The organism is Pseudomonas sp. P2S-1, assembly GCF_057197725.1.
On sequence record NZ_CM170068.1, the window covers coordinates 1,295,457 to 1,321,145 of the forward strand.

At 62.3% G+C, this 25,689-nt stretch carries 24 protein-coding genes; 9 read left to right on the forward strand and 15 right to left on the reverse strand.

Annotated features, from left to right (window positions below):
• Nucleotides 1-98 precede the first annotated feature (98 nt).
• Complete coding sequence (locus AC2CQI_RS05895) at nt 99-602, forward strand: GNAT family N-acetyltransferase (protein WP_484579495.1); 504 nt, start codon at nt 99-101, stop codon at nt 600-602.
• 3 nt (nt 603-605) lie between these two features.
• On the opposite strand, the gene AC2CQI_RS05900 is transcribed toward AC2CQI_RS05895, so the two are convergent.
• A complete protein-coding gene (locus AC2CQI_RS05900) occupies nt 606-1,574 on the reverse strand; it encodes a DNA-binding protein (RefSeq protein WP_484579496.1) in 969 nt (322 codons plus the stop codon).
• 302 nt (nt 1,575-1,876) lie between these two features.
• Nucleotides 1,877-2,428: a hypothetical protein gene (locus tag AC2CQI_RS05905; protein WP_484579497.1), complete on the reverse strand. Its 552-nt coding sequence runs from the start codon at nt 2,426-2,428 to the stop codon at nt 1,877-1,879.
• Nucleotides 2,429-2,536: 108 nt separating this feature from the next.
• On the opposite strand from AC2CQI_RS05905, the gene AC2CQI_RS05910 reads away from it, so the two are divergent.
• Nucleotides 2,537-3,580, forward strand: a complete 1,044-nt coding sequence (locus tag AC2CQI_RS05910; protein WP_075803375.1) for a hypothetical protein — start codon at nt 2,537-2,539, stop codon at nt 3,578-3,580.
• A 73-nt stretch (nt 3,581-3,653) separates the two neighbouring features.
• On the opposite strand, the gene AC2CQI_RS05915 is transcribed toward AC2CQI_RS05910, so the two are convergent.
• From AC2CQI_RS05915 to AC2CQI_RS05930, 4 genes are all read right to left on the reverse strand, one after another.
• Entirely contained in the window at nt 3,654-4,976 is a 1,323-nt protein-coding gene (locus AC2CQI_RS05915) for a c-type cytochrome (protein ID WP_484579498.1), read from the reverse strand.
• 11 nt (nt 4,977-4,987) lie between these two features.
• A complete protein-coding gene (locus tag AC2CQI_RS05920) occupies nt 4,988-6,757 on the reverse strand; it encodes a GMC family oxidoreductase (protein ID WP_484579499.1) in 1,770 nt (589 codons plus the stop codon).
• A gap of 36 nt (nt 6,758-6,793) precedes the next feature.
• Nucleotides 6,794-7,513: a gluconate 2-dehydrogenase subunit 3 family protein gene (locus AC2CQI_RS05925; protein WP_075803378.1), complete on the reverse strand. Its 720-nt coding sequence runs from the start codon at nt 7,511-7,513 to the stop codon at nt 6,794-6,796.
• A 280-nt stretch (nt 7,514-7,793) separates the two neighbouring features.
• Nucleotides 7,794-8,258, reverse strand: coding sequence for an Lrp/AsnC family transcriptional regulator (locus AC2CQI_RS05930; RefSeq protein ID WP_484579500.1), 465 nt, complete (start codon nt 8,256-8,258; stop codon nt 7,794-7,796).
• 118 nt (nt 8,259-8,376) lie between these two features.
• On the opposite strand from AC2CQI_RS05930, the gene AC2CQI_RS05935 reads away from it, so the two are divergent.
• Nucleotides 8,377-9,096: an AzlC family ABC transporter permease gene (locus AC2CQI_RS05935; RefSeq protein ID WP_484579501.1), complete on the forward strand. Its 720-nt coding sequence runs from the start codon at nt 8,377-8,379 to the stop codon at nt 9,094-9,096.
• Nucleotides 9,093-9,395, forward strand: coding sequence for an AzlD family protein (locus AC2CQI_RS05940; RefSeq protein ID WP_484579502.1), 303 nt, complete (start codon nt 9,093-9,095; stop codon nt 9,393-9,395). Before AC2CQI_RS05935 ends, AC2CQI_RS05940 begins: the two co-directional genes overlap by 4 nt.
• Nucleotides 9,396-9,460: 65 nt before the next feature.
• Here AC2CQI_RS05940 and nemA read toward each other — a convergent pair whose 3' ends face one another.
• Nucleotides 9,461-10,564: an N-ethylmaleimide reductase gene (gene nemA, locus AC2CQI_RS05945; RefSeq protein ID WP_484579503.1), complete on the reverse strand. Its 1,104-nt coding sequence runs from the start codon at nt 10,562-10,564 to the stop codon at nt 9,461-9,463.
• Between the two features lie 250 nt (nt 10,565-10,814).
• Between nemA and AC2CQI_RS05950 the strand changes: the two genes are divergently transcribed.
• A complete protein-coding gene (locus AC2CQI_RS05950) occupies nt 10,815-11,807 on the forward strand; it encodes an LLM class flavin-dependent oxidoreductase (protein WP_484579504.1) in 993 nt (330 codons plus the stop codon).
• Between the two features lie 125 nt (nt 11,808-11,932).
• Nucleotides 11,933-12,847: a LysR family transcriptional regulator gene (locus AC2CQI_RS05955; RefSeq protein ID WP_075803380.1), complete on the forward strand. Its 915-nt coding sequence runs from the start codon at nt 11,933-11,935 to the stop codon at nt 12,845-12,847.
• Between the two features lie 97 nt (nt 12,848-12,944).
• Here the strand turns inward: AC2CQI_RS05955 and AC2CQI_RS05960 are convergent, their stop codons facing one another.
• The 4 genes from AC2CQI_RS05960 to AC2CQI_RS05975 all read right to left on the reverse strand — a co-directional run bounded on the left by AC2CQI_RS05960 (nt 12,945) and on the right by AC2CQI_RS05975 (nt 16,720).
• A complete protein-coding gene (locus AC2CQI_RS05960) occupies nt 12,945-13,133 on the reverse strand; it encodes a PDZ domain-containing protein (RefSeq protein WP_484579505.1) in 189 nt (62 codons plus the stop codon).
• Between the two features lie 89 nt (nt 13,134-13,222).
• Entirely contained in the window at nt 13,223-14,569 is a 1,347-nt protein-coding gene (locus tag AC2CQI_RS05965; RefSeq protein WP_484579506.1) for an aspartate aminotransferase family protein, read from the reverse strand.
• Nucleotides 14,566-15,633, reverse strand: a complete 1,068-nt coding sequence (locus AC2CQI_RS05970) for a phosphotransferase (RefSeq protein WP_484579507.1) — start codon at nt 15,631-15,633, stop codon at nt 14,566-14,568. The genes AC2CQI_RS05965 and AC2CQI_RS05970 overlap by 4 nt, the downstream gene beginning before the upstream one ends.
• A 55-nt stretch (nt 15,634-15,688) precedes the next feature.
• Nucleotides 15,689-16,720 carry a polyamine ABC transporter substrate-binding protein gene (locus AC2CQI_RS05975; protein WP_075803384.1) on the reverse strand — a complete coding sequence of 344 codons (1,032 nt, stop codon included), beginning with the start codon at nt 16,718-16,720 and terminating at the stop codon, nt 15,689-15,691.
• Between the two features lie 208 nt (nt 16,721-16,928).
• On the opposite strand from AC2CQI_RS05975, the gene AC2CQI_RS05980 reads away from it, so the two are divergent.
• The 3 genes from AC2CQI_RS05980 (at nt 16,929) to AC2CQI_RS05990 (ending at nt 18,816) form a co-directional block, all read left to right on the forward strand.
• Nucleotides 16,929-17,663 (forward strand): SDR family NAD(P)-dependent oxidoreductase, encoded by a 735-nt coding sequence (locus tag AC2CQI_RS05980; RefSeq protein ID WP_075803385.1) that lies wholly within the window; start codon nt 16,929-16,931, stop codon nt 17,661-17,663.
• Between the two features lie 50 nt (nt 17,664-17,713).
• Nucleotides 17,714-18,382, forward strand: a complete 669-nt coding sequence (locus AC2CQI_RS05985) for a GntR family transcriptional regulator (RefSeq protein ID WP_484579508.1) — start codon at nt 17,714-17,716, stop codon at nt 18,380-18,382.
• Nucleotides 18,383-18,504: 122 nt separating this feature from the next.
• Complete coding sequence (locus tag AC2CQI_RS05990) at nt 18,505-18,816, forward strand: hypothetical protein (protein WP_484579509.1); 312 nt, start codon at nt 18,505-18,507, stop codon at nt 18,814-18,816.
• A 6-nt stretch (nt 18,817-18,822) separates the two neighbouring features.
• Here the strand turns inward: AC2CQI_RS05990 and AC2CQI_RS05995 are convergent, their stop codons facing one another.
• The 4 genes from AC2CQI_RS05995 to AC2CQI_RS06010 form a co-directional block, all read right to left on the reverse strand.
• Complete coding sequence (locus AC2CQI_RS05995) at nt 18,823-20,250, reverse strand: sigma-54-dependent transcriptional regulator (RefSeq protein WP_484579510.1); 1,428 nt, start codon at nt 20,248-20,250, stop codon at nt 18,823-18,825.
• A complete protein-coding gene (locus tag AC2CQI_RS06000; protein ID WP_484579511.1) occupies nt 20,219-21,709 on the reverse strand; it encodes an ATP-binding protein in 1,491 nt (496 codons plus the stop codon). The genes AC2CQI_RS05995 and AC2CQI_RS06000 overlap by 32 nt, the downstream gene beginning before the upstream one ends.
• Before the next feature lie 70 nt (nt 21,710-21,779).
• Nucleotides 21,780-22,775: an SCO family protein gene (locus AC2CQI_RS06005; RefSeq protein ID WP_484579512.1), complete on the reverse strand. Its 996-nt coding sequence runs from the start codon at nt 22,773-22,775 to the stop codon at nt 21,780-21,782.
• Entirely contained in the window at nt 22,772-25,579 is a 2,808-nt protein-coding gene (locus AC2CQI_RS06010; RefSeq protein ID WP_484579513.1) for a multicopper oxidase domain-containing protein, read from the reverse strand. The genes AC2CQI_RS06005 and AC2CQI_RS06010 overlap by 4 nt, the downstream gene beginning before the upstream one ends.
• Between the last annotated feature and the right edge of the window lie 110 nt (nt 25,580-25,689).

A 25,689-nucleotide genomic window follows, 5' to 3' on the forward strand; every position in this document is an offset into this window, starting at 1 on the left:
GTTCATTCGAGAGGGGCCCCGCAGGTGAAGTGCCCCACAGCCGATCAACGGAGCAATCCTGCTAAGGTGTGCCCCACCGCCCGATTTGCGAGGTACCGATGCGCATCCGCCCTGCCCGCCCCGACGACGCCACCTTGCTTCCCGCCATCGAGCGTTCGGCAGCGCAGTCATTCATGGTGATCGACTGCCTGGCGTGGCTGGCCAGGCATGACGTGCTGAGCCTCGAGCAGCACCTGGGCTTCATCGCCAGTGGTCTGCTCTGGGTAGCGGTGGATGGCGACGACCAGCCCTGCGGCTTTCTCTGTGCGAGCGCGCAAGGCGGTGATCTGTATATAGAGGAGCTGTCAGTGGCTCGGCCCCATCAAGGTCGGGGGCTGGGACGACAGTTATTGAAGCATGCAGAACACCGGGCACGCGCCTCCGGCTACAAAGCCTTGAGCCTGACCACCTTCGCCGCGGTGCCCTGGAACGCGCCCTTCTATGCCCGACTGGGCTTCCAGCGCCTGGAAGCCCGGCAAGCGAGCGCCTTCCTTCACGAACAACTGCGCCATGAACAGGCGCTCGGCCTCCCGGACCGTTGCGCCATGCGCAAGGTGCTGTAGCCGTTACTCGGCAGCCGGCTTCTGCTGTGCCGCCTGCAAGGTGGCAACGCTGGCTTCCAGCGCCTTGACCTGCTTGGTCAATTGCCGCCGTTCGCCATTGACCTGCTCCAGTTGAGCCGTCTGCGCCTGCATCTGCCGCTGCAGCTCCTCCCGCGCGCCCTGGGACTGGGCCAGGTTGGCGCTGAGGGTGCGGCCTTCGAGGACATGCTGCTCGCACTGATCCTTGAGCTGCTGGGATTCACGCTGGATATGCCGTGCCTCCACCAGCAGGCGCTCGTTGTCGCGGTTGAGCCGGGTGGTTTCGTCCTGTTTGACGATCAGGGTCTGCTGCAATTGGCGCAGCTCGACCTGGAGTTGCTGCACCTGTGCCTCGTGCCGGCGCTGATCCTGCTCGCGCTGCTCGCGACTGGCGGCACGGTAGTGCTCCAGGGCATCGCGGGCGTGCTGGTGCTTGTCTTCCAGCGAGGCGATCTGCTCGTCCTTGTCGGCCAGACGCACGTTCAATTCGCCGACCGCCTGGCTCAGCGTGGCATTGCGCGTGTGTTCGCTCTGCAGGGTGCTGCGGGTGGTGGCCAGCTCGGCGGACTCGGCTGCCAGCGCCGCACCCTGGATCTGCAACTGCTGCTGCGCGGCGGCCAGGGCTTGCTGGCTTTCCTGCAATTGCGCTTTGAGCGCGGCGTTCTCCAGATCGAAGGACTTCTGTGCTTCGTCGATCTTCGTGTCGCTTTCTTCCTTCAACTGCTCGGCCAGTTGCCGGACCAGTCCGCTGATGGATTCGCTGAGGTCCGGCACGCTGGTGGTAACCGGCGGCTTCTGGATCTCAAGCTCTTTCAGATAGCGATGAATGGTGGTTTTCGAGCCGGTATTTCCGAGTTCAATACGCACCGCGTCGATGCTCGGGTTGTCACCCCGGGCAAGGATCGCCTGACGGGCCTTGTGCACGACCGCCTTGTTGATACCACCACGCGCCATGTTGCTTTTTCCTGCAATTTCATAATGTGGTACGTATTCTGTATTTACATACCAAAATGGTCAATGGCAAAGCGAGAAATCGCTGAAATATAAGATGAAATAATCACGACTTATCAAATCTAAAGGCTGTTCTGAACGAATTAAAAGGCAAAAAAGGTGTACAGACGCCCTCACCCGGCCACAAAAGTGGTCGGGGGCGTGATGAGCAATCAGGGGGTATTGAGAGGGATGGCCCGGCAGCCATTGCGGTAGCCGGGCGAGGAGCCGTATCAGCCAGAGGGAGGGTCAACCGTGATAGCGGCTCAACGCACGCCCATCAGCGCTGTGCGCACGGGCAGGCCGGTGTAGCCTGGATGCTCCTTGAGGAAAACCCGCATGGCCTGTTTTTGTCGGTCGACGACACACAGGCCAATGCTCGGTTGTGGTACCGAGCAGGTGCCCAGCGCCAGAGCGCCGCAGTTCTTCAGCCCATAGCGCGCGGTCGGTACCGCCGGGTACGGACAACCATTCACCAATTCGCCCAGGTAATTGACCTTGCCCTGCTCTACGGTAAAGCGCAGCGGGTCGCCAAAAGCCCCCAACGCGCCGGCCCGAGAGCCGAGCCCACTGACCTCGTAGTCACCGGCGGGCAACCAGGCCGAGTAATAGCCCTTGGCAGCCCAGCCAAAGGACTTGCCAGTCCGCACGTCACGAAACTCCAGCCAGGTCCCGTATGGGCCGGTGTCGGCCAGCGCACCCGTCACAAGCCCGGCGTTATTTGCCGAATAGACCTTCGAGTCCAGCGCCATTTCTTCCGGCATCTGCGCGCAGCTGGCAATCAGCAGCACGGAACACAACATCAGTGCGCGATGCATCTTCAACATTCATGACCTCAAGCGGTGTCGGGTGGATGGCAGGGTTGATAGCTAATGGCTACTATACCCGCCTCCCGCACTCCCTGGCAGAAAGGATTCCAGCGCATCATGTCCACTCTTCTCCCCTTGCGTACGTTGCCAATGATGGTCGTGGCCTCGATGTTGCTGAGCGGCTGCAGCATCACGGGTAACTATCCCGAAGTTGCCGAGCCCGACGCGGCGAAACTTCGCTTCATCAGCAAAATGCAAAGCGCCACGCTCAACGTGTTCGATGCTCAACACTGCATGGGGCGCAATACCGGCCTGCTTAACAACGCACTCACCGCCAACACCAAGCGACGCGTTGGCATGGCCGTGCCCCCTCCCGATGATGCCAAGGCGTATATCGAGATTCGTATGACGCCGGGGCGCGAGCAGTACCTGGCCACCAACTCGCTGGGTTACGGTTCGGTCTGCGGTACAGGATTCAACCTGACACCACAGCCTGGCGCGGAATACGAGGTCACCTTCAACTGGTCCGGCAATCATTGTGTGACGACGCTTTCCAGCCTGAACAAGGTCAATGGCGAGGTTTCGAGATTCCCGTTGCCGGTGGTTCGCGACGGCCTGCCGAGCTGCGCAGGTAGCAATGCCATGTTCCCCGTGACACCCCAAGGCCAACCCGACACCCCGCAACGCACGGCGATGATCGACCAGATCATCGCCGACAGCCTGATCGACGCCATGCAGCCCAAACCCAGCGACAACAACCAGGTGCTACGCGCCTTGCTGGAGAAAGTGTCGGTCGACGAGCGCAAGAAACGGCTGGGTTTCACATTGCCGCAAGCCTATTGGGATGAGTACACGCGCAACCTCAAGCAAACCGCCGACGAGTCGACCGACCGCAAGGCGCGCATTCTGCAGCGCTACAAGGAGGAGTACCGTTCGCGCCTGAGCCAACTCGATACCGAGCACCTGCGCAAGCGTCTGCCGGAGGGTGACGATACCGATGCGAAGACTACGCTCAGTGACAACGCGGCCATGCTGGGCTACTACAACGAGCTGGCGAACGACATCCTCAAGCGGGACCTGAACATGCATATCGCGCGCATGGCCGATCTTGATCGCCGCTATGATGTGTGCGCTCGCTTCGCCAAGTGCTGGAAGAACTGAGGGTTTCAGGGCTTTCTTGACAATAAAAGACAGAAATCCCGAAAGGCCTGCAGCCGCCTTTCGGGATGCTCACTCAATGAGTGCGTGCGATCGAAGCCCGAATCTCGCGAACCTGCTCAGCCGTTACCACCGAGGCATTGTTCGACCAGCCCTGTCGCAGGAAGGTCGCCAGTTCCGCCACCTCGGCATCGTCCATGCGCTCGGCAAAGCCAGGCATCGGCAGCACCGACGGTGCTCGCTCGGTGGACGGCGTCGCGGCGCCGGCGAGGATCACGTGCAGCAACGCATCGGCGTTGGCCGCGTTGACCACCGAAGCCCCGTCCAGACGCGGGAACACGCGCTGTGCACCTTCGCCCGAGACGAAGTGGCAAGCACCGCAGTTGTCGATGTACAACCGCTCACCCAGGGTGAGGTCCTTTGCGGCGGTCAACTTGGCGGTGGTCGCAGCACTGCGCTCGGCCAACTGCTGGTACGCCGGGCCTTTCGCCGGTGTCAGCGACTTCAGGTAGGCCGCCATGGCCTGCAGGTCGGCGTCGCTCATGTGCGAGGTGCTGTTGGCGATCACGTCGGTCATCTCGCCAGCCACCGAGGCCTTGGCATTACGTCCGCTGCCCAGGTACTCGACCAGTTCTTCTTCGCTCCAGTGCGGCATGCCACGCAGGGCCGGCACGTTCCAGCCGTTGAGCTCGGTACCGGTAAGGTAGGTAGCTGCGGACTGGTCCAGGCCTTTTTCCTGCAGGGTCAGCGCACGCGGAGTGTGGCACGAGCCGCAGTGACCAAGGCCTTGCACCAGGTAGGCGCCGCGGCCGATCGGGGTGTCTGCGGCGCTGGCCACGACCGCTTCCGGGGCAGGCGAGAACAGCGCACGCCAGTAGGCCAGTGGCATGCGGATCGACAGCGGCCAGGGGATGTCGTTGGCCTTGTTCGGCTGCTCGACCGCGGCCACGCCCTGCATGAAGTACGCATAGAGCGCCTCGGTGTCGGCATCGCTGACCCTGGCATAGGACGGAAACGGCATCGCCGGGTACAGCGCGCTGCCATCGTGGCCGATGCCGCGACGTACCGCACGCTCGAACTCGCCGTAGGTCCAGTTGCCGATGCCGGTCTGCTTGTCCGGGGTGATGTTGGTCGAGTAGATAGTGCCGATTGGTGAGGCGATGCCCAGCCCGCCGGCGAACGGCTTGCCGCCGTCGTGGCTGGTGTGGCAGGCCACGCAGTCACCGGCACGGGCCAGATAGGCGCCCTTCTCGATCAATGCCGGGGTGATGGCCTGGGTCAGCCTGGCCTCGGCGTCGCCGGAGCGGTTGAGCAGGCTGGCGACGATCCACGCCAGCACCGCGGCCAACACAGCGAGACCCAGCACTACCGGGAGGATGGAACGGGATTTGTTTGTCATGCTCTCGCTCCTTACGCCTGCACCAGCGGGCCCGGGTTTTTCAGATACAGGTCCTTGATGGCCTGGGCCGCGAACAGGGTCAGTGCGCCGATCATCGAGGTCGGGTTGGCCTGGAAGTTCTGCGGGAAGGCGTTGCCGCCCGGCACGAACACGTTGTGCACGTCCCAGCTCTGCAGGTAGCGGTTGAGCGCGCTGGTTTCCGGCGAGTCACCCATGATCGCGCCGCCGACGTTGTGGGTGGACACGTACTTGGTGATGTCCCAGTGCGAATCCATGCCCAGGAAGCTTTCGCTGTAGCTGTCCGGGTTCAACTCCCTGGTGATGTCCAGGACGATCTTGCGCAGGTGCTGCTGGAGCTTGAGCTCGTTCTCCTTCCAGTCGAAGGTGATGCGCAGCAGCGGCTGGCCCCACGGGTCCTTGTAGGTGGGATCGAGGTCGACATAGTGGTCGCGGTACGACATGCAGCCGGTGGAGATGCTGATCTTCATCGAGTGGCCATACCAGTCCTGCATGCCCTCCTTCCAGCCCTGGCCCCACTCCGGGGTGCCGGACGGCAACGCGGTGCCGATTGGCGTGCCGGTGGCTTGCGAGCTGTGGATCTTGGCGCCGCCGATAAAGCCCAGCGATGGGCCGTCGTAGTTGCCAGGCGAGACGTCGTTGAACATCTGCCCGGTGGCACCGGCCGTGGCGAACGGGTTGAAGTGCTTGTCCTTGAAGAACAGCGTGGCACCGCCGTTGCTGAGGAACGCGTAGTTACGGCCGATGGTGCCCTTGCGGGTGACCGGGTTGTACGGCTGGCCGATGCCCGAGAGCAACATCAGGCGCACATTGACGAACTGGAACGCCGCCAGCACGACGATCTTCGCCGGCTGGAACACTTCGTTGCCCTGGCCATCGATGTAGGTGATGCCTTTGGCGGTCTTGCCGTCCGCGTGCAGCTCGACGCGCAATACGTTGGCATTGACCCGGTAGTCGAAGTTGTCCATGCGCTTGAGCGCATCCATCACTGCGGTCTGCGGCGAGGCCTTCGAGTAGTTCAGGCACGGGTACTTGCTGCAGTAGCCGCAGTAGTTGCAGGGCGCGATCTGGTTGCCGTACGGGTTTCTCCAGGCCCGCGACACATTGGCCGACGGGTTGGGGAACGGGTGGTAGCCGAGCTTGCGCGCGGCATCGGCGAACAGCTTGTTGTTCAGCGTGTCTTCCAGCGCTGGCAACGGGTACGGGTTGGAGCGCGGGCCTTCGAACGGATCGCCGCCGACCAGGATCTGGCCGTTGAGGTTGCCGGTGTTGCCCGACAGGCCGCAGATCTTGTCGAACTTGTCCAGGTACGGCTCGATCTCGTCCCAGGTGAACGGGAAGTCGCCGATGGTCATGTCGCTTTGCAGGACGCCCGGGGCATACGCCTGGTCGGCGTAGGTCTTGAGCTTGATGTCGGTCGGTGTCGGGCGGATCAGCACGCCGGTCCAGTGCAGGCCCGAACCACCCACGCCCGTGCCGGGCACGAAGGCGCCCCACTGGCGGGTCGGCAAGGCCGTGCCGTTGAGGTTATGGCGAACGGTAAGCGCGCCATCCTTTGGTGTGACCATGATCTTGTTGCGCACGCCGTAGGCGTATTGGTCGGCCGGTTTCGGATAAGCGAAATCGGCGTTGCTGCGGTCTTCACCGCGCTCGAAGGCGCGCACTTTCAAGCCTGCCTGGGCAAGCTCGATGCTCATCAGCGAGCCGGCCCAGCCCAGGCCGACGACGGCGACGTCGACTTCGTCATTGGTAATGTGTGGCATAAGAAACCTTGAATGCTGTAACGCGAAGCGAAAGGATCAACCGCGCTGGCCGGTCAGGCTGACCGGGCCGAGGGGGTACGGGACGTTGTGCTGGGCAACCCATTCCAGGTAGCTGGCCCGGGCACCGGGGAAGCCGATGGCGATCCACGCCTTCATGCCCTTGTTGCCACCGTAGATAGGGTCGGCGAGCCAGCCCTGGCGGGTGTGGTTGAGCAGTTCACCAAAGAACAGCCTGGCCTTGAGGACTTCCTCGCCATGCGCGGCGAAGTCGACCTGGCCGGCTTGCAGTTTCTTCAGCACGTCATCGCGCTTGCCCAGTTCGAGCAGGGCGAAGTGCTGGCCATGGGTGGCCTGGCACCAGCTTTCCAGTGCGGCAATGCCTTTGCGGTAGATCTGCTGCGGGGTATACGGCAGCTGATAGCCAAGCGTGGCCGGCGCATTCAGGTCGAACGGCCCTTCCAGATAGATCTCGCTGCCCAGGTCACCGGCCAGTTGCTGGTCGATGAAGATCGGCACGTTGGTCTCCAGTGCACCAGGGCCACGGCCATCCGCAGGGATCAGGCGATCGCAGGCGGCGAGGATGAAGGTCCATTCCGCCGGGGTGAAGAAGATCGGGGTGTAGCTGTCGAGGCTCGGCGCCGCCATTTCCGCCGCCATCGCGGCACTGAGGCCGTTGACGGTGATGCCCATCGCGGGCAAGGCGATCAGCGACGAAAGCAGGAACTTCCGTCGCGAAGTCGGTTTGGTTAACAACATGCAGGTCTACCTATGGCTAATCACTCAAACCCGTGAAATCCAGGGGACGGCAGGTTGTGCCCTGCTCTACTGCGACGGCTTGGAATGCATTGCAAGCACTCATCCGCGCATACGCATATCAGTTGTCGTACCTCACGGGAAAGGGAATGGTAGCAGCCTATCGATTAGGTAACAAATTATTTCAAGGGTCGTGTCAAGGGTACGAGTGTCGCAGGGGCGTGATGTCCTTCAGGTTTCAGGCCCTGTCTGGAAACAGTTGTGGTAGACACATCGCCGTTGGCTAGACCGGCAATTCCGTCGTGAGCTTGATCTTCTCCATGGGCACTTCGGTTTTCACGTTCTGCACCATGCTCAGGCTATTCAGGTGGCTGATCTGAAACCGGCGATAGGCCTCCAGATCAGCTGACACAACCCGCAGGAGCAGGTCACAGTCGCCGGCCATCACATGACACTCCACGACCTCGGGCAACTGAAGCACGGCTTGAACGAAGGCATCAGTGGTTTCCTGATCCTGGCGCTTGAGCCATACGCGCACGAAAAGCGTCAGGCCCAGCGCCACTTTGGACGGGTCAACCAGCGCCACGTAACGCTGGATCACGCCCGCCTCTTCCAGGAGCCGTACCCGCCGCAAACAGGGTGAAGCCGATAATCCCACCAGTTTGGCCAACTCCTGATTCTGCAAGCGCCCGTCCCGTTGCAGCGCGCGGAGAATGCGACGGTCGATAGCGTCGAGCTTGATTGGCATTGAAAACTCCGATTTGGTGGTTACTGGCATTGGGTGCCAAATGCTCCTGGTATTCCTGCAATTACGCAATCAACTTCCACTGAATAATTGAAATAATTTGCCTCCACAGGAGGCTGTCATGAATGTGCTGGAAACCGTTTCAAATCACGCTCCCGCCGAGAACGATCTCAGTGAGTTCCGTCGTGGAGCCACGGCGGCTGTACCCGTGCTGTTGGGATTTATTCCTTTCGCACTGGTGCTTGGCGCTCAGGCGTCACAGCACCACCTCGCCGCTGTCGAAGTGGCCTTGATGACCGGCCTGAATTTCGGCGGAGGCTCGGAGTTCGCAGCGATCGAGCTGTGGACCTCTCCCCCGGCCATCCTGGTGATCGTGGCCATGACCCTGCTGGTCAACAGTCGCCACATGCTCATGGGCGCAACCCTGGCGCCCCACCTGCGTCACCTTCCGCTGCGAAAAGCCCTGGGTGCCCTGTTCTTCATGTGCGACGAGAGTTGGGCTATGGGGCTGGCCGATACTCGGCAGCGTGGCCACTTCAGTCTTCGGTACTTCATGGGCATATCGCTGTGCCTCTGGAGTACCTGGGTTGCTTTCACCTCCCTCGGCGCAATGATCGGTCCACTACTGGGAGATCTGCGTGACTACGGCTTCGACATGGCGTTCGCTGCCGTATTCCTGGTGCTGTTGAAAGGCATGTGGAAAGGCGTTCATGCCGCCGTTCCCTGGCTATTCAGCCTGATCGCGGCAGCAACCTTCTATCTGCTGATTCCTGGCGGCTGGTATGTGCTGGCGGGTACGATCGCTGGCCTGGTCAGCGCTTACCTCTGGAGCAAGCCATGATCGACAGTGCAACCTTGGTGACCATCCTGGGCATGGCTGCGGTGACCTACCTCACTCGGGTGACGGGTTTCCTGCTACTGCGAAATCGCACCTTGGGGCCGCAACTCACTCAGGTGCTGGCAGCTGCGCCGGGCTGCGTGCTCATTGCCGTTATCGCACCGAAATTCGTTAGTGGCCACCCGGCAGACCTGCTCGCGCTAGGTCTTACACTCTATGCCGCTACGCGCTATTCGATCTTGCCGGTAGTGCTATTTGCCGTTGTGATCACGGGGACTCTACGGATGCTGTTTCCCGGCTGAATCAGTGGCTCTTTTCGAAACGAAACGGGCCGCATGGCGGCCCGTTATGGCAACGAAGCCTCGGATCAGGCACTCATCGGGGGATAGTCGGTATAACCGACCGGACCGTTGGCATAGTCATACTCAGGGCGATGGACGTTCAATTCAGCGCCGGATTGAAGACGCTCGGCAAGGTCCGGGTTGGCGATGTACATCCGGCCGAATGCAACCGCATCGATCAGCCCGCTGGCGATCAGCTTCTCTGCCTTTTCAGGGGTGTAGCCGCCGGCGGCGACGATGATGCCCGGGTAGATTGCCCGGATAGCCTGGCGGAACTCATTGCGCAGCGACTTGCCCCCCGCCCAATCCGGCTCGGAGATGTGCAGGTAAGCGAGCTTGCGCTTGGCCAATTCCCCTATCAGATAAAGAGCGGCCTCCTCCTGGTCTTCGCCGTTGTCCACGCCATTGAACGGCCCCAGCGGGAAGATACGAATGGCCACACGGTCCGCGCTCCAGGCGGCGATGGCGGCATCGACAGCCTCGAGTACGATCCGGGCCCGATTTTCATCGCTGCCGCCATATTCGTCGGTACGGATGTTGGAGCCCGGCGAAAGGAACTGGTGCAGCAGGTAGCCATGAGCCGCATGCAACTCGATCAGATCGAAGCCTGCTTCTCCGGCATTCCGAGCCGCTTGTGCAAAGTCAGCGATGATCTGCTGAATTTCGTCGCGCGTGAGCTCTCGTGGTGTCGAAGTCTCGACTCGGACAACCTCACCCTTTTCATTGCGGATAGAGGTCCGTGTCTGCGCAGCAAGTGGTGAAGGTGCGACGGGCTGTTGGTTTCCAGGCTGCAGCGAACTGTGCGAGACCCGTCCGGTGTGCCACACCTGAACGGCGCTGTGACCACCGTGATCATGAATGCGCTTGTTGACCGATTGCCAACCACGAATTTGCTCCGGGGTATGAATGCCCGGCGCGCCAGAGTAGCCCTTGGCCTGGAACGAGATCTGGGTCGCCTCGCTGATGATCAGGCCTGCGCTGGCACGTTGGCCGTAGTACTCAGCCATCAACGCCGTTGGGATATCACCTGGCTCGGTGCTGCGCAAACGGGTAAGCGGTGCCATGAAAATCCGATTTCGAAGGGTGAGCGGCCCAATCGCGAGAGGTTGAAAAAGCTGTTGCAGTGACATCGTGAAATCCCCGATCTGTGGGTGCCAATAAATTTCGAATGGGCACCTTACAGAAGCGATTCGGGAATGGGCCGCTACAGTCATGGGCTCATTAGTCCCCGCGTCGCTGACGATCTTGATCCTGAGGGTGGGGAGGTTTTGGTCAATTGTCGCCCCTAATAGGGGAAGCACATTCCCCTTTCCTGTCGATATCCTTCTCATATGTTGCACGCGCGACCAAATCGCCATTCCCTGATTCAAGGAGCATTTCATGACTGCATTATCCGTCCTCGATCTGGTCATGATCGGTCAGGACAAAACCTTTGCCACTGCTCTCGACGAGACCAGACGGCTGGCTCAATACGTCGAGCAGGAGGGCTACACCCGTTACTGGATCGCAGAGCATCATGACCTTCCCGGCATCGGCTCGGCGGCAACTGCGCTGATCATCAGCCAGATTGCTTCAGCCACCCAGACGCTGCGAGTGGGGGCTGGTGGCATCATGCTGCCGAACCACTCACCCCTGGCCATCGCCGAGCAGTTCGGCACGCTGGACACACTGTTCCCCGGGCGTATCGATCTTGGCCTGGGCCGGGCGGCCGGTAGCGCTGGGGCCGCAGTGCAGGCGCTTAGGCGTGGTGCACCCGAGCGTGACTTCGAGCAGGATGTTCAGGAGCTGACTGACTATTTACAGGACAACGGCCAGCGACCTGCTCGAGCGCTCTCCGAGCCACGCGCCGTACCGCTGTGGATTCTGGGATCAAGCCTGATGGGTGCAGACCTGGCGGCTCGCCTCGGCCTCCCCTACTCGTTCGCCTCGCACTTCGCCCCGCGTTATTTACATCAGGCTATCGCCCACTATCGCAAGCATTTCACGCCGTCCAGGTACCTGGCCAAGCCCTACGTAATGATAGGCGTCAACGTGTTTGCTGCGGACACCGACGAGGAAGCGAACTACCTGGCAAGCTCTCATCGCCGCTGGATGCTCGATCTGCACATGGGGCGTCCAGGCCTGCTGCAGAAACCCGTCGAAGGTTTCATGGAAGGCTTGTCAGCGCACGAGCGGGAAATCGTCAATGCGGTACTCGCGTGCACCGTGGCCGGCGAGAAGGCCGTCGTGGGGGATTGGATGCGAGCCCTTGTCCGGGAAACGGGTGCGGATGAGTTGGTGATCGATGCGCGGATCTACGATGTGCAAGCGCGCATGCGCTCTCACGGTTATGCCGCACAAGCGCTTGGTGAGGAGCTGGAGATGAACCGATAAAAGTAGGGTTAACCAGATCCGAGCAGTGGATCGAGCAAATAGCTAAGATTCGCCAACAATCAGGGAACGGTATTCCCGCTTACAGTAATCGTCCACACCTACTCCGCTACGGCCCGGAACGCCCTATGGAACCCAACCGCCTCGGTGACATCTCCGCTTTTCTTGCCTCGGCCAAAACCGGGAGTTTCACCGCAGCTGCAACGTCGCTGGGCCTGACGCGTTCGGCCGTCGGCAAAAGTATCGTGCGGCTCGAGTCTCGCATGGGCTTGCGTTTGCTCAACCGTACGACCCGCAAACTCAGCCTCACCGATGAAGGTGCGGTGGTCTACGATCGCTGGCGGCAAATCCTCGACGATCTGGAGGAAGTGGACGCGGCCATGGCTCAGCGCAAAAACCAGCCCACCGGGACTTTGCGCCTGACCGCACCACTGTCGTTTGGGCAACGACACATCCTGCCGGTGATCGACCACTTCCTGAAACAATGGCCGGCGCTGCGTGCAGATATCCTGTTCAATGACCGTTTCGTCGACCTGATCGAGGAAGGGATCGACGTCGCTATCCGGATCGGCGGCCTCAAGGATGACTCGCTGATCCTGTCGCGGACCATTGGCTGGCAGCAGTTCGTGACCTGTGCTTCACCGGCTTATCTTGAGCAGCGTGGGATACCTCTGGCGCCAAGGGACCTTGCCGAACACGACACGATTCTGGTTTCTGGTAGCCAGCGTCCTACTCCCTGGCGGTTTCAGACTGACGATGGTCTCTACCTCCATGAAGGTCCGGGGCGTTTGCACATCGACAGTTCAGAAGCGCTGCGGGAAGCGGCACTATCAGGCTTCGGGTTGATCCACCTGCCGACCTACATCACGGGTGAGGACTTGCGGGCAGGAAAGTTGGTAGAAGTGTTGCAGCCCTACCGTGCCGAGCCCGATCCGATTCGCCTGATCTATCCAAGCAAGCGCCATCTCTCGCCACGCACCCGAGCGTTCATTGATTTGTTGGTAGAGCGCTGGTCCGCCGGTGTTCCCTGGGTGTGTGATTGATCGTAACGCTTACAGATAGCTCAGTACTAAAACACAACGCGGACTATGTGAAACCGCTCCCACATAGTCCGCGTCATGTCCTCTCAACCGGCCGGAATCACCAGCGCAACTCCTGCGCCTTGCGCGCCCGCCACACATCCTTCGCCGCATACCCCGCACGCATCTTGCCGCTGATCGCCATCACCTCGTCAGGCCCGGCCACCATCTGCCCGGAGATATCCAGGATCACATCCATCGGCTTGATCCCCGCCTTCGCCGCCGCGCTGCCTGGCGTAACCGCAACCACCCAGGCACCCTTCCCCTTTCAACAAACCGCAAGTGCCCTGTTTATCGGGCTTTGCGCGGAAAGCTAAAGCAAGCATAGGCGTTTTGCCACTACCTGTTTTCTGGCGCCTGAAAACCGCTGTGCAGATCCTCCAGGGCAACATCCACCGCCTGGATGAGCAAGTCCGCATGTTCCTGGGTAAAGGTCAGCAGCGGGCGGATCTTCAGGACGTTTTCCAGCGGGCCGGCAGCACTGATCAGCACGCCGTTCTCGCGCATGCTGTTGACCACCCTGCGCGCCTCCAGGGCTGCCGGCTGGCGGGTCGTGCGATCACTGACCAGTTCGACCCCGAGGAACATCCCGGCACCTCGCACATCGCCGATCAGTTCATGGCGCGCGGCTAGCCGGGACAGGCCCTCAAGCAAGTAACCGCCGATATCGTGGGAACGCTGTTGCAGATTGTCTCCCTGGATAACGTCGAGCACTGCCTTGCCCGCTGCACAGGACACCGGGTTGCCGCCATAGGTATTGAAGTAGCGCATGCTCCGGCCGAAGTGATCGACCACCTCGGAGCGCCCGACGATGCCGGCAATGGGCTGGCCGTTGCCCATGGGCTTGCCGAGGGTGACGATATCGGGGCGCACATCGTGCCGCGAGAAGCCCCACATATTCAGGCCGGTGCGGGCAAAGCCCGGCTGGACCTCGTCGGCGATGTACAGCAGGCCTTCTGCCTGGGCCACCTTGATGCCCTCGGCAATGCAACCGGCGGGCCCGGGTAGTACGCCGTCGCTGGAGAAGATACCGTCAAGCAGGATCGCCGCAGGCTCGATGCCATGCGCCTTCATGTCCTCGATCGCCGCCCGCACATCGGCGGCGAACACCGACGACACGTTCTCCGCGCCAAGTCGGTAGGCATCCGGGGCACGGACGGTGCGCACATGCTCGGGCAAGACGATGCCAGCCCCAAGCGATGGCGAAAGCTCGGCGATATCCCCGGTGACGCCGTGATAGGCGAAGCGCGTGATGATCACCCCGGTACCGCCCGTGTACTGCCGGGCAATCCGCAGCGCCAGGTCGTTGGCCTCACTGCCGGTGCAGGTGAACATGACCCGGTCCAGGTCGCTGCTGAAGGTGTCCAGCAGTTGCTCGGCGTATTCGAGAATGCCTTCCTGCAGGTAGCGGGTGTGAGTATTCAACTGTTTGGACTGCTGGTACATCGCCTCCACCACCCGCGGATGGCAGTGCCCGATGGACGCCACATTGTTGTAGGCATCCAGGTAGCGCCGGCCCTGCTCATCGAAAAGCCAGACATCCTCGCCGCGCACGGTGTGCAGCGGACGCTCGTAGAACAGGCGGTAGGCCGGGCCGAGCAGGCGCTCGCGGCGCTCGATCAGGCGGCGTTCGGTGTCGGAAAGCCGTGCGGCGTCATCCCCAGTGAAACCATTGATCATGCTCATGCGTTCAGCTCCCGGGTGCAGGCTTCGGCAATCCGCTCCTGGATGTCCGATCGAGAAAGAGAGGCCATCGCCCTCAGGTTGGCCCAGGCGCGCTGGGAGTTGCGATGGATGTACTGGCGATTGTCCGGATGCAGTACTGCACGCCAGGAGTTGATGCACAGGGCCAGCGCCAGGCGCGTGGTCAGCAGCTCCGGCAGCAGTTCGATTTCGTCGTGGGTCAAGGGATTGAGCTGGTGATACGCGCCGATCACATCCAGCGCCGGCTCCAGCACATCGCCGTCCTGCCCAAGATGGTAGGACGCCGCGACCGCCACTTCATTGACCAGCGGCGCCTGCACCATGTCGCCGAAGTCGAGGATATTGCGCAGCACATCGGGATTGTCGGCATCGACGATGATGTTGTGGGGGTTCATGTCGTTATGGATCACCTGCTTGCGCAATAGCGGCATCCTTGGCAGGACTTGCGACTCGAATCGCTCGAGTCCCTGCTCGACCAGGTTGCGCCCGTCCTCCTCGGCGATATGGACCAGCAACGGCCGCAGGCGCTCGGCGTGCTGCATGTCCCAGAGCAGGGTATGACCGGCAGCCGGGTGCGCAAAGCCTTCGAGCGCCACGTCGAGACGAGCCAGGGCGCGCCCGATCTCCCGACGCAACGGCTGGCTGGTGTATTTCACGCGGTACAGGGGCAGGCCGTCGACGAAGGACAGCAAGCGGGCCAGCATCCGCTGCCCGTCGATCTCCACCCAGGTTGTGTAGGCCCCGCCTAGCGCCGGATGCACGCGCTGCACCGGCAAGCCCGGATCACGCACCTCGATCCGGCGCATGGCCTGGTTGTGGAAGTCCACGACCTGCGGGTTTTCCAGCGGATGGGAGAGTTTCAACAGCCGGGACGAACCGTCGGGCAGGATCACGCGGAAATTCAGGTCGCGCTCGCCACCCATCCTTTCGAGCTTGCCGCTTAAACCAAAGAACTGCCGGAGCACCGCCTCCGCCTGCAGGTCACTGACCTGGGCGGGTGCGACTTCCAGCAGGCTGTCGTCGATAGCTGAACGTTCATGCGGCATAAATCAGGTTCCTCAGACTCGCAATGAGCGCCCGCGACCCCGCGGGCGCCCGGTATCACTTGTTTACCCAGGCATTGAAGCGTTCTTCCAGGTCCTCACCATGGTCGATCCAGAACTCGGCATCGGTGGCGCGGGCGTTCTGCAGGTTTTCCGGGGCCGTCGGCAGTTTCTCGCCCACCGCCTTGTCGACCAGCCCCATCGCCTGCTTGTTGCTCGGCCCGTAGGGAATGGCTTCGACGAAGTTCTTCTGCTGCACCGGCTCGCTGGCGAAGGCGATAAAGGACTCGGCCAGCTCCTTTTTCTTGCTGCCCTTCACGATTGCCCAGTGGTCGAGATCATAGAGGCTGCCGTTCCACTGCATAGCGAAGGACTGGCCTTCTGTCTGCGCCGAGGTGACACGACCGTTGTACGCCGAGGTCATGACCACATCGCCGGCCGCCAGCCATTGCAGCGGCTGCGCCCCGGAGTCCCACCACTGTACGCTGGACTTGATCTCGTCGAGCTTCCTGAAGGCCCGCTGGATACCGGCTTCGGTGCCGAGCACCTTGTAGACGTCCTGGTTGGCGACACCGTCGGCCAGCAGGGCGAACTCCATGGTGAACTTGGCACCGCGACGCAGGCCACGCTTGCCCGGAAATTTCTTCACATCCCAGAAGTCGGCCCAGCCTTGCGGGACCGAGGCGACCTTTTTCGGGTCGTAGGTGAGCACGGTCGACCAGATGAAAATGCCGACCCCGCAATCACTCACGGCGGCCGGAATGAAATCCTCCTTTTTGCCGATCCGCGACCAGTCCAGGGGTTCGAACAGCCCTTCGCTGCAACCGCGGATCAGTTCCGGCGATTCGACTTCCACCACATCCCAACTGGTCTTGCCGGTATCGGCCATGACTTTGATCTTGGCCATCTCGCCGTTGTAGTCATCGGCGGTGATGTTGGTGGCGGTTTTCGCGGTGAAGGGTTGGTAGAAGGCCTTTTCCTGGGCCTGGCGGTTGTTGCCGCCAAAGGACACCACGGTGAGTTTTTCTGCGGCGTTCAACGAGCCAGCGAGTGTTCCAAGTATCAGTACCGCTGCGATTTTCTTGTTCATGCGTCTCTCCAGGTGAGCCACGGTTAAGGGGCAGCTTCAAGGGATGGCAGTTTTCTTGTAGTGGCAGCAAACAGATCGAACGTGACGCTTCCTGTCGGCGGAAGTCGGTCAAACCCTCTGCGGGGTGGAGGCATTTAAACACATTAGAGATATGATGCATCATATTTTTCAGGCTATGCTCCTTCCACCAGATGAAAGGGATCGCACCATGACCGACCAACGTACCCTCCTCCTCACCGGCGCCAGCCGCGGTATTGGCCACGCTACCGTGAAACACTTCAATGCCGCCGGATGGCGTGTTTTCACTGCTTCCCGGCAGGACCTGGGCGAAGGCTGCCCGTGGTCCGAAGGGTTGGCGAACCACATTCACCTCGACCTGGGCAATATCGAAGAGGTGCAGGCGCGACTGCCGGAAATACGCGAGAAACTCGGCGGGCGCCTGGATGCGCTGGTGAACAATGCCGGGGTTTCCCCCAAGGGCCGGGATGGCGAGCGCCTCGGGGTGCTCGAGTCGGACTACGCCACCTGGCTCAACGTGTTCAACGTCAACCTGTTCTCCACCGCCCTGCTCGCCCGGGGGTTGTTCGAGGAGTTGAAGACGGCGAAAGGCTCGGTGATCAATGTCACCTCCATTGCCGGGTCGAAGGTGCACCCCTTTGCCGGTGTGGCCTATGCCTGCTCCAAGGCGGCGCTATCGGCGCTGACCCGGGAAATGGCCCATGATTTCGGCGCCCATGGCGTGCGGGTCAACGCCATTGCCCCCGGCGAGATCGACACCTCGATCCTCTCGGCCGGCACCGAGCTGATCGTCGAACGCTCGATCCCGATGAAGCGCATGGGCAAGCCGGAGGAAGTCGCGGCGCTGGTGCACTTCCTCTGCACCCAGGGCGCGTCGTACGTCAACGGCGCGGAGATTCATGTCAATGGTGGGCAACATGTCTGAGTTGTTCGATAATCCCGCGCGGATGGAACCTCCGCGCACACGAGCACGCCATGAACTACCCCATCGACAACCTCAAGCACTCCTACCTGGGCAGCGGCATCTACGGCCTGTTGCGTGAAGCGCTGATTACCGGGCGTTTCCAGCCTAACGACCGGCTGCGCATCCGCGACCTGGCCGAGCAACTGGGCACCAGCGTCACGCCGGTGCGCGATGCCATTCTCCAGTTGGCCAAGGAACAGGCCCTGGTGCTGCAGACACCGCGGGATATCCGCGTGCCCATGCTCACCTCGCGGCAATACCTGGAGATCCGCAGCATCCGCCTGGCGCTGGAAGGCCTGGCGGCGGAGACGGCGGCGGCGCTGGTCACGCCGCAGCAGTTGGAGCGCCTGGAAACCTGCATTCGCAACAACCTGGCGGCGATCCAGGACAACAACCTCGCTGCGGCGCTGACCCACAACCATGAATTCCACTATGCGCTGACCGAGATTGCCGACATGCCGGTGCTGTCGAGCCTGCTGGATGGTTTGTGGATGCGTACCGGGCCGTTGATTGCCCGGGCCTACAGCAGCTTCAACGAGCGCATGGCGATCGATCATCACTGGGATGTGCTGGCGGCGCTGAAGAACGGCGATGGTGCGGCGGCTCGTGAGGCGATCTGCGCGGATATTCTCGATGGGAGTCAGAAGATGCTGGAGTATGTGCAGCTGGAGCATGACTGAGCCTGCGCCATGCAATTCGGGCAGCGTGTCGCGCGGCAACACGCTCCCACAAGGTCCCCACAAAACCAGACCAACAGCTATAGTTGAAGACCTTGGGGGCTCCACGCGCCACAGGTGCAATCATGAAAACCATCGCATTAGCGCTGTTATTGCCAGCGCTCTATTGCAGCATCACTCCCGCCAGCAGCGCCTTCACCTACCCTTCCCTGGAGTCGCTGCCACCGCAGACCTACATCCCCAGCGCCCCGCGCACCTTCATTCCAGTCGCCAGCGAACACCGTTTCAGGGATTCGCGCCTGCCGACAGTGACCGACACCAGCACACGCCTGTTCATCCGCGTCTATGACGCGGAACACGGCGTCTACCGCAACGAGGAAGTCCACGAGCCCGACTGCCTGCTCGCCTGCGTGAACCGACAGAAACCCGCATTCTGACCGGCCTTACCAGTGACGCTTGTCCGGGCGTTCCAGGCCGAGCTTCTCGATCCGGTAGCGCAGCATGTCACGGCTCAGGCCCAGCAACCGGGCGGACTTGGTGACATTCCAGTCGGTCTTGTCGAGCATCTTGCGCACCATGTCGCGCTCGACTTCCGGCAGGTTCATCGACTCACTGCCGTTGTGCAGCGGCCGCGGTTCAGGGGGCTGTGCTTCCTGCCGCGGCGGCGGGTCGTCCATCAGGCTAAGGCAGACATTCAACTGGTGCGCGGCAATGGTGTCGCTCTGTGCCAGCAGTACCGTCTGTTCAAGCATGTTGCGCAGTTCGCGCACGTTGCCCGGCCAGCTGTAGCCCAGCATCAGGGCCTCGGCCTGGTCGCTGAAGTGCAGGTTCGGCTTGCCATAGCGCTTGCCGTGGCTGGCGAGAAAGTGCCGGGCCAGGAGCAGGATGTCCTCGTCACGGGCATACAGGCGCGGGACCTTGATCGAGATGATGCGCAGGCGGAAGAACAGGTCGCGGCGGAACTTGCCCTGCTGGACCATCTGTTCCAGGTTGCAGTTGGTTGCGCTGATCACCCGCAGGTCGACCTTGCGTTCCTTGACCGAGCCGACCCGGCGAATGCTGCGATCTTCCAGGAGCTTGAGCAACTTGGCCTGCAGCAGCAGGTCCATTTCGCCGATCTCGTCGAGGAACAGGGTGCCGCCATCCGCCGCCTCCACAAGCCCTAGACGGCGTTCCCTGGCGTCGGTGAAGGCGCCTTTTTCATGGCCGAACAGTTCGGACTCCACCAGGTTGGCGGGAATCGACGCGCAGTTGAATTCGATGAACGGGCCTTTGCTGCGTGGGCCGTCGAAATGCAGGGCGCGGGCTACCAGTTCCTTGCCGGTTCCGGTTTCCCCCTCCACCAGCACCGGCGGCAGGTCGGTATTGGCCATGCGCCGCTCGGCATCGAGGACCTGGGCGATGGTGTTTTTCAGCTGCTGCATCGGCGCCGATTCGCCGATCAGCGCCTGTACCCCGGATTTCTGCGCCTCGCGCTCCTGATAGAAGGACAGCGTGCGTTCCATGCGTTCGGTGGCCATGGCCTTGTCCAGCAAGAGTTTCAGCTCGGCCAGGGCCACCGGCTTGGTGACGTAGTGAAAAGCGCCCTCCTTCATCGCGGTGACCGCATCTTCGACATTGCCGTAGCCAGTCATCATGATCACTTTCAGCTCCGGCGCGCTGATGCGCAGCTTCTGGATCAGGTCGTGGCCGCTCATGCCGGGCAGCGAGTTGTCGGTCAGCACCACGTCGGGGACGACGGTGGCGAGCTGCTCCAGCGCATCTTCGGCGCAATGGCAGACGGTGACCTCGAAGCCCTTGCGCTCCAGGTAGGTCTGGATGTTCCCGGCGAGGAGTTCGTCATCCTCGACCAGCAATATGCTGCGTTCCATAGTCGCCTCCCGTTGCCACTTTGAAGTTGAGTCGCACGCGGGTTCCTTCCTGCTCGCGGCTGGTCAGTTCGACCGAGCCGCCGAAGCGCTCCATTATTCGCTTGACCAGGGCCAGGCCGACACCCAGCCCGCCTTGCTTGGTGGTGAAAAACGGCTTGAAGACCATCTGTTGCTGCTGCGCGCTCATACCCTTGCCGGTATCGCCCAGGGTCATGCCCAGTTGCCCGGGATGCGAGGTATCCAGCTCGATGCTCAGCACGCCGCCCTTGGGCATGGCCTCCAGGGCATTGGCGAACAGGCTATTGAGGATTTGCGTGAGCAGCACCTGCTGGCTGACGACCGGTTGCACCTCCGGTGCCACGAAGCTGACGTTGACGTGGCACCGGCGTATCAACGGATCGTAGGCGCTCAGGGTGTCCTCCAGCGCGATGACCAGGTCCACTGCCTCGCCCTCGTCACTGGCGGGACGCATGGACACCAGCAGTTCGCGGACCCAGCGCGACATGCGATCGACCTGGTTGATGATGTCGCCGATGTTTTTCTGCGCGCCCTGGCTGGCGATCTCCATGGCCAGTTCGGCGCTGGTGCGGATGGTCGCCAGCGGATTTCGCAGGCTGTGGGCGATGGCCGTGGACATCTCGCCGAGGGCGACGAAGGTTTCGTTGGCGATCAGCTGTTTCTGCTGGCTTTCCAGCAACAGCGCGGCGCGGCGCACGATCCAGAACAGCGCCAGGTAGATCACCAGCCCGCCCAGCAGTGTCGCCAGCCAGATGTGCTTGAAGCCGCGCTGGATCCGCGCCACCAGGTCGGCGGGCTCCTTGTAGATCTCGACCATGGCGATGACATGGCTGTGATCGGCGTTGAACATCGGTATGTAGTTCTCGACGAACAGGTACTGGGGCTCGCGCAGCATCTTCTGCTCGGGCCGCTCTTCGTTGATCTTGTGGTAGCTGGTGGACACCGCCTCTTTCATTTCAAAGGACTGGTCCAGCTCATCGTCGTCCTGGATCTGCAGGCCGATCAGTTCCGGGTTGGTCGACCAGACCACCGTGCGGTCGAGGGCATAGACATTGGCCAGGAGCAAGTCCGGCAGGTGTTCGACGTGGTCAAGGAACTCTACCCGGGCAGCCGCCCGGGTCTGCGCCGGGACATCCGGGTAGGCGTTGTCCATGCGCGGATCGAGCATTTCGCCCATGGTTCGCGGCGGGCTGATCGAGGCGTGGCGGATCTCGGCGGCGCCGATGGCCTGGATGAATTGGGCGGTCAGCATCGAATCGCGCTCGATGCTTTCATTGACCACGAAGCGGGTCGAGACATGGCCCAGGCCAAGGGCCACGGCGCTGATGATCAGGAAGCTGCCCAGCGAAAACCAGCGCAGCAGGTTGAACCGCCCCTGCGGGCCCAGGGGCTGGAGGGGTTCGGCCGCGGACGCAGGCACTGGTTGTTCGGGTAAAGGCATGGTATCCCCCGTTTTTCCGATATCAGCCTTCTCTGGGTTGATTCGGGTTGAGTGTAGGCGCCATTTGCCACTATTGGATCGGCGTCGTCGAGGTCCGCTGGCGCTCGGACTCATCGGCCAGGAAAGCGATGATCGCCTGCGCCGAACGCTCGTCCAGGCGCAGGTTGGGCATCGGGATCCTGGCGTAGCGTTCGTACAGTTCCACGGCGATCGGGTCTTTCTCCGCGAGCAGGCGATCCGGCTCGCGGATCCAGCGGCTCAACCAGGCCGGATCGCGCTGCGTGGTCACGCCCAGCAGATCGGGGCCGATGTTGCGCATGCCGATGCCCTGCCCGTCCTGCGGCCCAAGGCTGTGGCACGACGCGCAGCGGGTGCGAAACAGCTCCTCGCCATTGCTCGGCGGGCGAATCTGCGGGGCGTCGGCGTAGCTTTGCTCCAGGCTCGGTTGCTTCCAGTTGTGCAAGGTGTTGGCCAACTGGTCGGCGAGAATCCACGGGCTTTCGAACGGCGAGGCCTTCATCCAGCGCCCGCTTTGCTGGTTACCGACGATCAGGCTGAGGTTGTGATCCTTGTTGCGCCCGTTATCGACGCCTTCGATGAACAGCCCGAGCTTGTGGCGCAGTTCGGTGATGTCGGCGAAGTCGCCGGTGAGGAAACGCCAGCCCGGCCCGACCTTGAAGCGTCGGGCATAGGCGTTGAGCACCTCGGGGGTATCGCTGACCGGGTCGATACTGATGGAGTAGAAGAAGATGTCCTTGCCGACCCGCTCGCCCAGCAACTGCTGGACCTGGCGCAAACGCGCGGTTTCCAGCGGGCAGGAGTCGCTGCACGCGGTGAAGATGAAGTTGATCACCACCACCTTGTCCTTGATCAGGTCGTCGAAGAAGCGCAGCTGGCGACCGTCCTGGTCGGTCAGCAGGGTATTGGGAAAGTAGTCGCCGCCCCACGGCGTGGCCGATTCGCTGGCCGGCGCCATGCCTCCTGGGTGGGCGATCAGCAGCCGTGCCGCCAGCGCGCAGGTCACCAGCAGCAACAGCAGGTGCGCGCCCAGCGCCCGGCGGATCATTTGCTCACCTGGATCTGCGGGCCCAGGCCGTCGCCATTGCGGAAGGTCGGCAGAGCTGCCGAGTTGACGTAGCGCACCCCGTCCCAGCTCGGCAGCGGCGTTGGCATCAGCTGGAATTGCCCGGGTTTTTCCAGGTCCCAGCGCAACAGCATGGAGTTGTCCTCATGCTGGGTGTTGTGACAATGCTCCATGTAGGTGCCGGCGAATTCGCGGAAGTTGATCGCCATCTCCACGCTGTCCAGCCCGTCGTTTTCCGAGCCGATGCGATAGACGTCCTTGCGCGCCCATTTTTCCCACTCCGGCGGCGCCTTGCCGCCCCGGCTGAGGATGATCCCCTCCTCGAAGTGCACATGTACCGGGTGGCTCCAGCCCTTGCCGCCCGCCTTGATGCTCCACACCTCCAGGGTGCCGAACCCGGCCGTGCCGGCATCGGTGGGGCCGCTGGCGAGCTGGGCCGAAGCGTTGAGGCGGCGCGGGTCCATATGGAAGCCGAAACCACCGTCGGTCTTGACCGTCCACGGCGCCTCGTCGGTGCCGTCGGAACGGCCGAAGATGAAAGTACGGTGCCGCGCCCTGGCCAGCAGCGCCTTGTCGGCGGCATTGTCGCGGTGCAGCTTGAGCGGGATCATCACCAGGCCCTCGGCCTTGCCGGGCCTGGCCGGCTCGTAGTTCGCCGGGTCCATGGCCAGATCCTGGCCGCTGTAGGCCTTGACGTTGAACTGCAGGACCTTGCCCACCGCCGGATCGCCCTTGTCCCACTGCGGGCCCTTGCTCGACTGCTTGATCACCGCCTGGTATTTCTCCGACAGCACATCGCCCAGCGGGATCGGCGCAATGGGGCCCTTGCCATCGTCATGGGCCTGGAGGTTGACCAGGAACAGCTTGTCGCCCGGTTTGATCCCGTTCCTGGCGAAGTTGACGATCAGGTCGAAGCGCTCGGCGATGCCCTGGGTTGGCAGGATCGCGTTGTGGTTTTGCTTGTCGCCGTCGGCATCGAGGTCCATGGAGCCGTCGAACGGCACGCTGTGCTCCATGATGTTGCCGTCGTTGGCGATCAGATGGAACGGCACCCGGGCGTAGGAAAGCCCGGAACCCTTGGGCCCCTGGAACTCGCCGCCGGAACCCTTGATCTCGCGGACCATGGCCAGCTTGAAGTAGCGCGACACGGAGCCATTGAGGATGCGCAGGCGGTAGCTGCGGGCGCGCACGTCGAGGGTCGGTTTCCACTGCCAGTTGACCAGCACCTGGTCGCCGATGAAGCCGTCGGTGTTGAACGGGTTGAACCACAGCTGGCCGTTCTGATCCCAGGCCTTGTCGCCCAGCACCAGGTTGACGTCGTAGTCGCGGTTGCCCCAGGGCAGCGCGCTGCCGCTGGGGAAACGCAGGTTGACGCCATCGTTGACCGCCTCGTTGCCACGGTCGAGGGCGCTGTAGTAGTTCATCATCGCCGCGTTGCCCTTGTAGACGTTCTGCGCAGTGAAATCGAGCATGTGGTCGTGGAACCAGTGGGTGCTCATGGTCTCGCGCCAGTCGCCGCGAATGCGGATGGTGCCGTTCTCGCAGGTCTTGCGGCTCGGGCTCAGGTCGTTGGTCCACAGGGTTTCGCCGGGGGCACAGGGGAATGCTGCGCGCGGGTCACGGGCGTCGGTGTTGATGCTGTCGTAGCCGGCCAGCTGGATCGGCCAGCGATAATCGTAGTACTGCCCCGGGAAGAAGAACGCATTGGCGTAGCCGTCGCTTTCCGCCGGGGCATGGCCGTTGTGCTCGTGGGTGCTGATGGTATGCAGGCCGAAGCCCATGTTGGCGGCCGGGTCGATCGGCAGGCCGTTGTAATGGCGCATCAGTACCGGCTGACCGTAACGCACCATGAGCAGCTTCGGCGGCAAGGTGCCGTCGAAGGTCCATACCGAATTGTGGTTTTGCACGGGCATGTTCGGGTGGAAGCGCGGGTCGACACCTTTGGCCGTGCCCTCGGTGGCCGGTACCCCGGCGACATTGTGATACAGGCCGCCCGGGCCGAACTCGCCGACGGCGTAGCCGTGCATCTGCCGGCTGTCACGCAGGCCGCCGTTGACCCGTACCCCGGTCTGCACCGTCTTGTACGCCTGTTGCGGGTAGAACTCGTTCCAGCGCTGGTGCGACCAGCCTTTTCCCGGCGGCCGGCCTTCCGCCGACGAGCCGATATGCCGGTTGAGGAAATATTCGATCTGCGCCTGCCAGGGGTTGCGGTCCACCACATTGGCGAACTGGCTGGGGAACGGCGTCAGCCCGGGCTGGCGCAGGAAGGCGTCGAGGGCCGCGCCGGGTGGTGCGCTACGCGCCGCGCTGGCCGGATCCTGCTGGGGCAGCGGCCCCACTGCCGGCGCCGGGAACTCCAGGAGTGCGGCCGGGGTGGTCGGATCGAGCTTTTCCGGGCCGAACTCTTCGAACAGCAGCAATTGCTGGGTGAACGGCTGCGCACCGAACAACGGGCTCGGCTTGCCATTGGTGGGGAAGTTGAAGCTGGTCTGCTGCAGCGGTTGCAGCACGTTCTCCTGACGGGTGGTGTCGCGGCTGCCCTTGACGCCCTCGGGCAGGTCGAGGGCGTCGAGATTGGCCTGCGGCATGGTCAGTATGGCATTGAGGGCCGCCGCTTTGTCCGCCGCTTCGTCGTAGTAGGCCGAAGGGTCGGAGGGCTCGGGCTGTCGTTCATCGTCGATGGGGCTGGCGCGCAGCGGTGTCGTGCCGAGCAGCAGTGAAACCAGGATGCCCGTCGGCGTCAGCACCGCGAGCCACTTGAAGGGAGAACGCGCATTCAGGTCCATCACCAACCACCTCGACTGTCATGACGGGGGTGATGGCATGCTGCAAAAACCTCGCCAGACTTGTAACGACTAGTTACAGCCCTTTCAAATCAATGACCTGGAGCTGAATT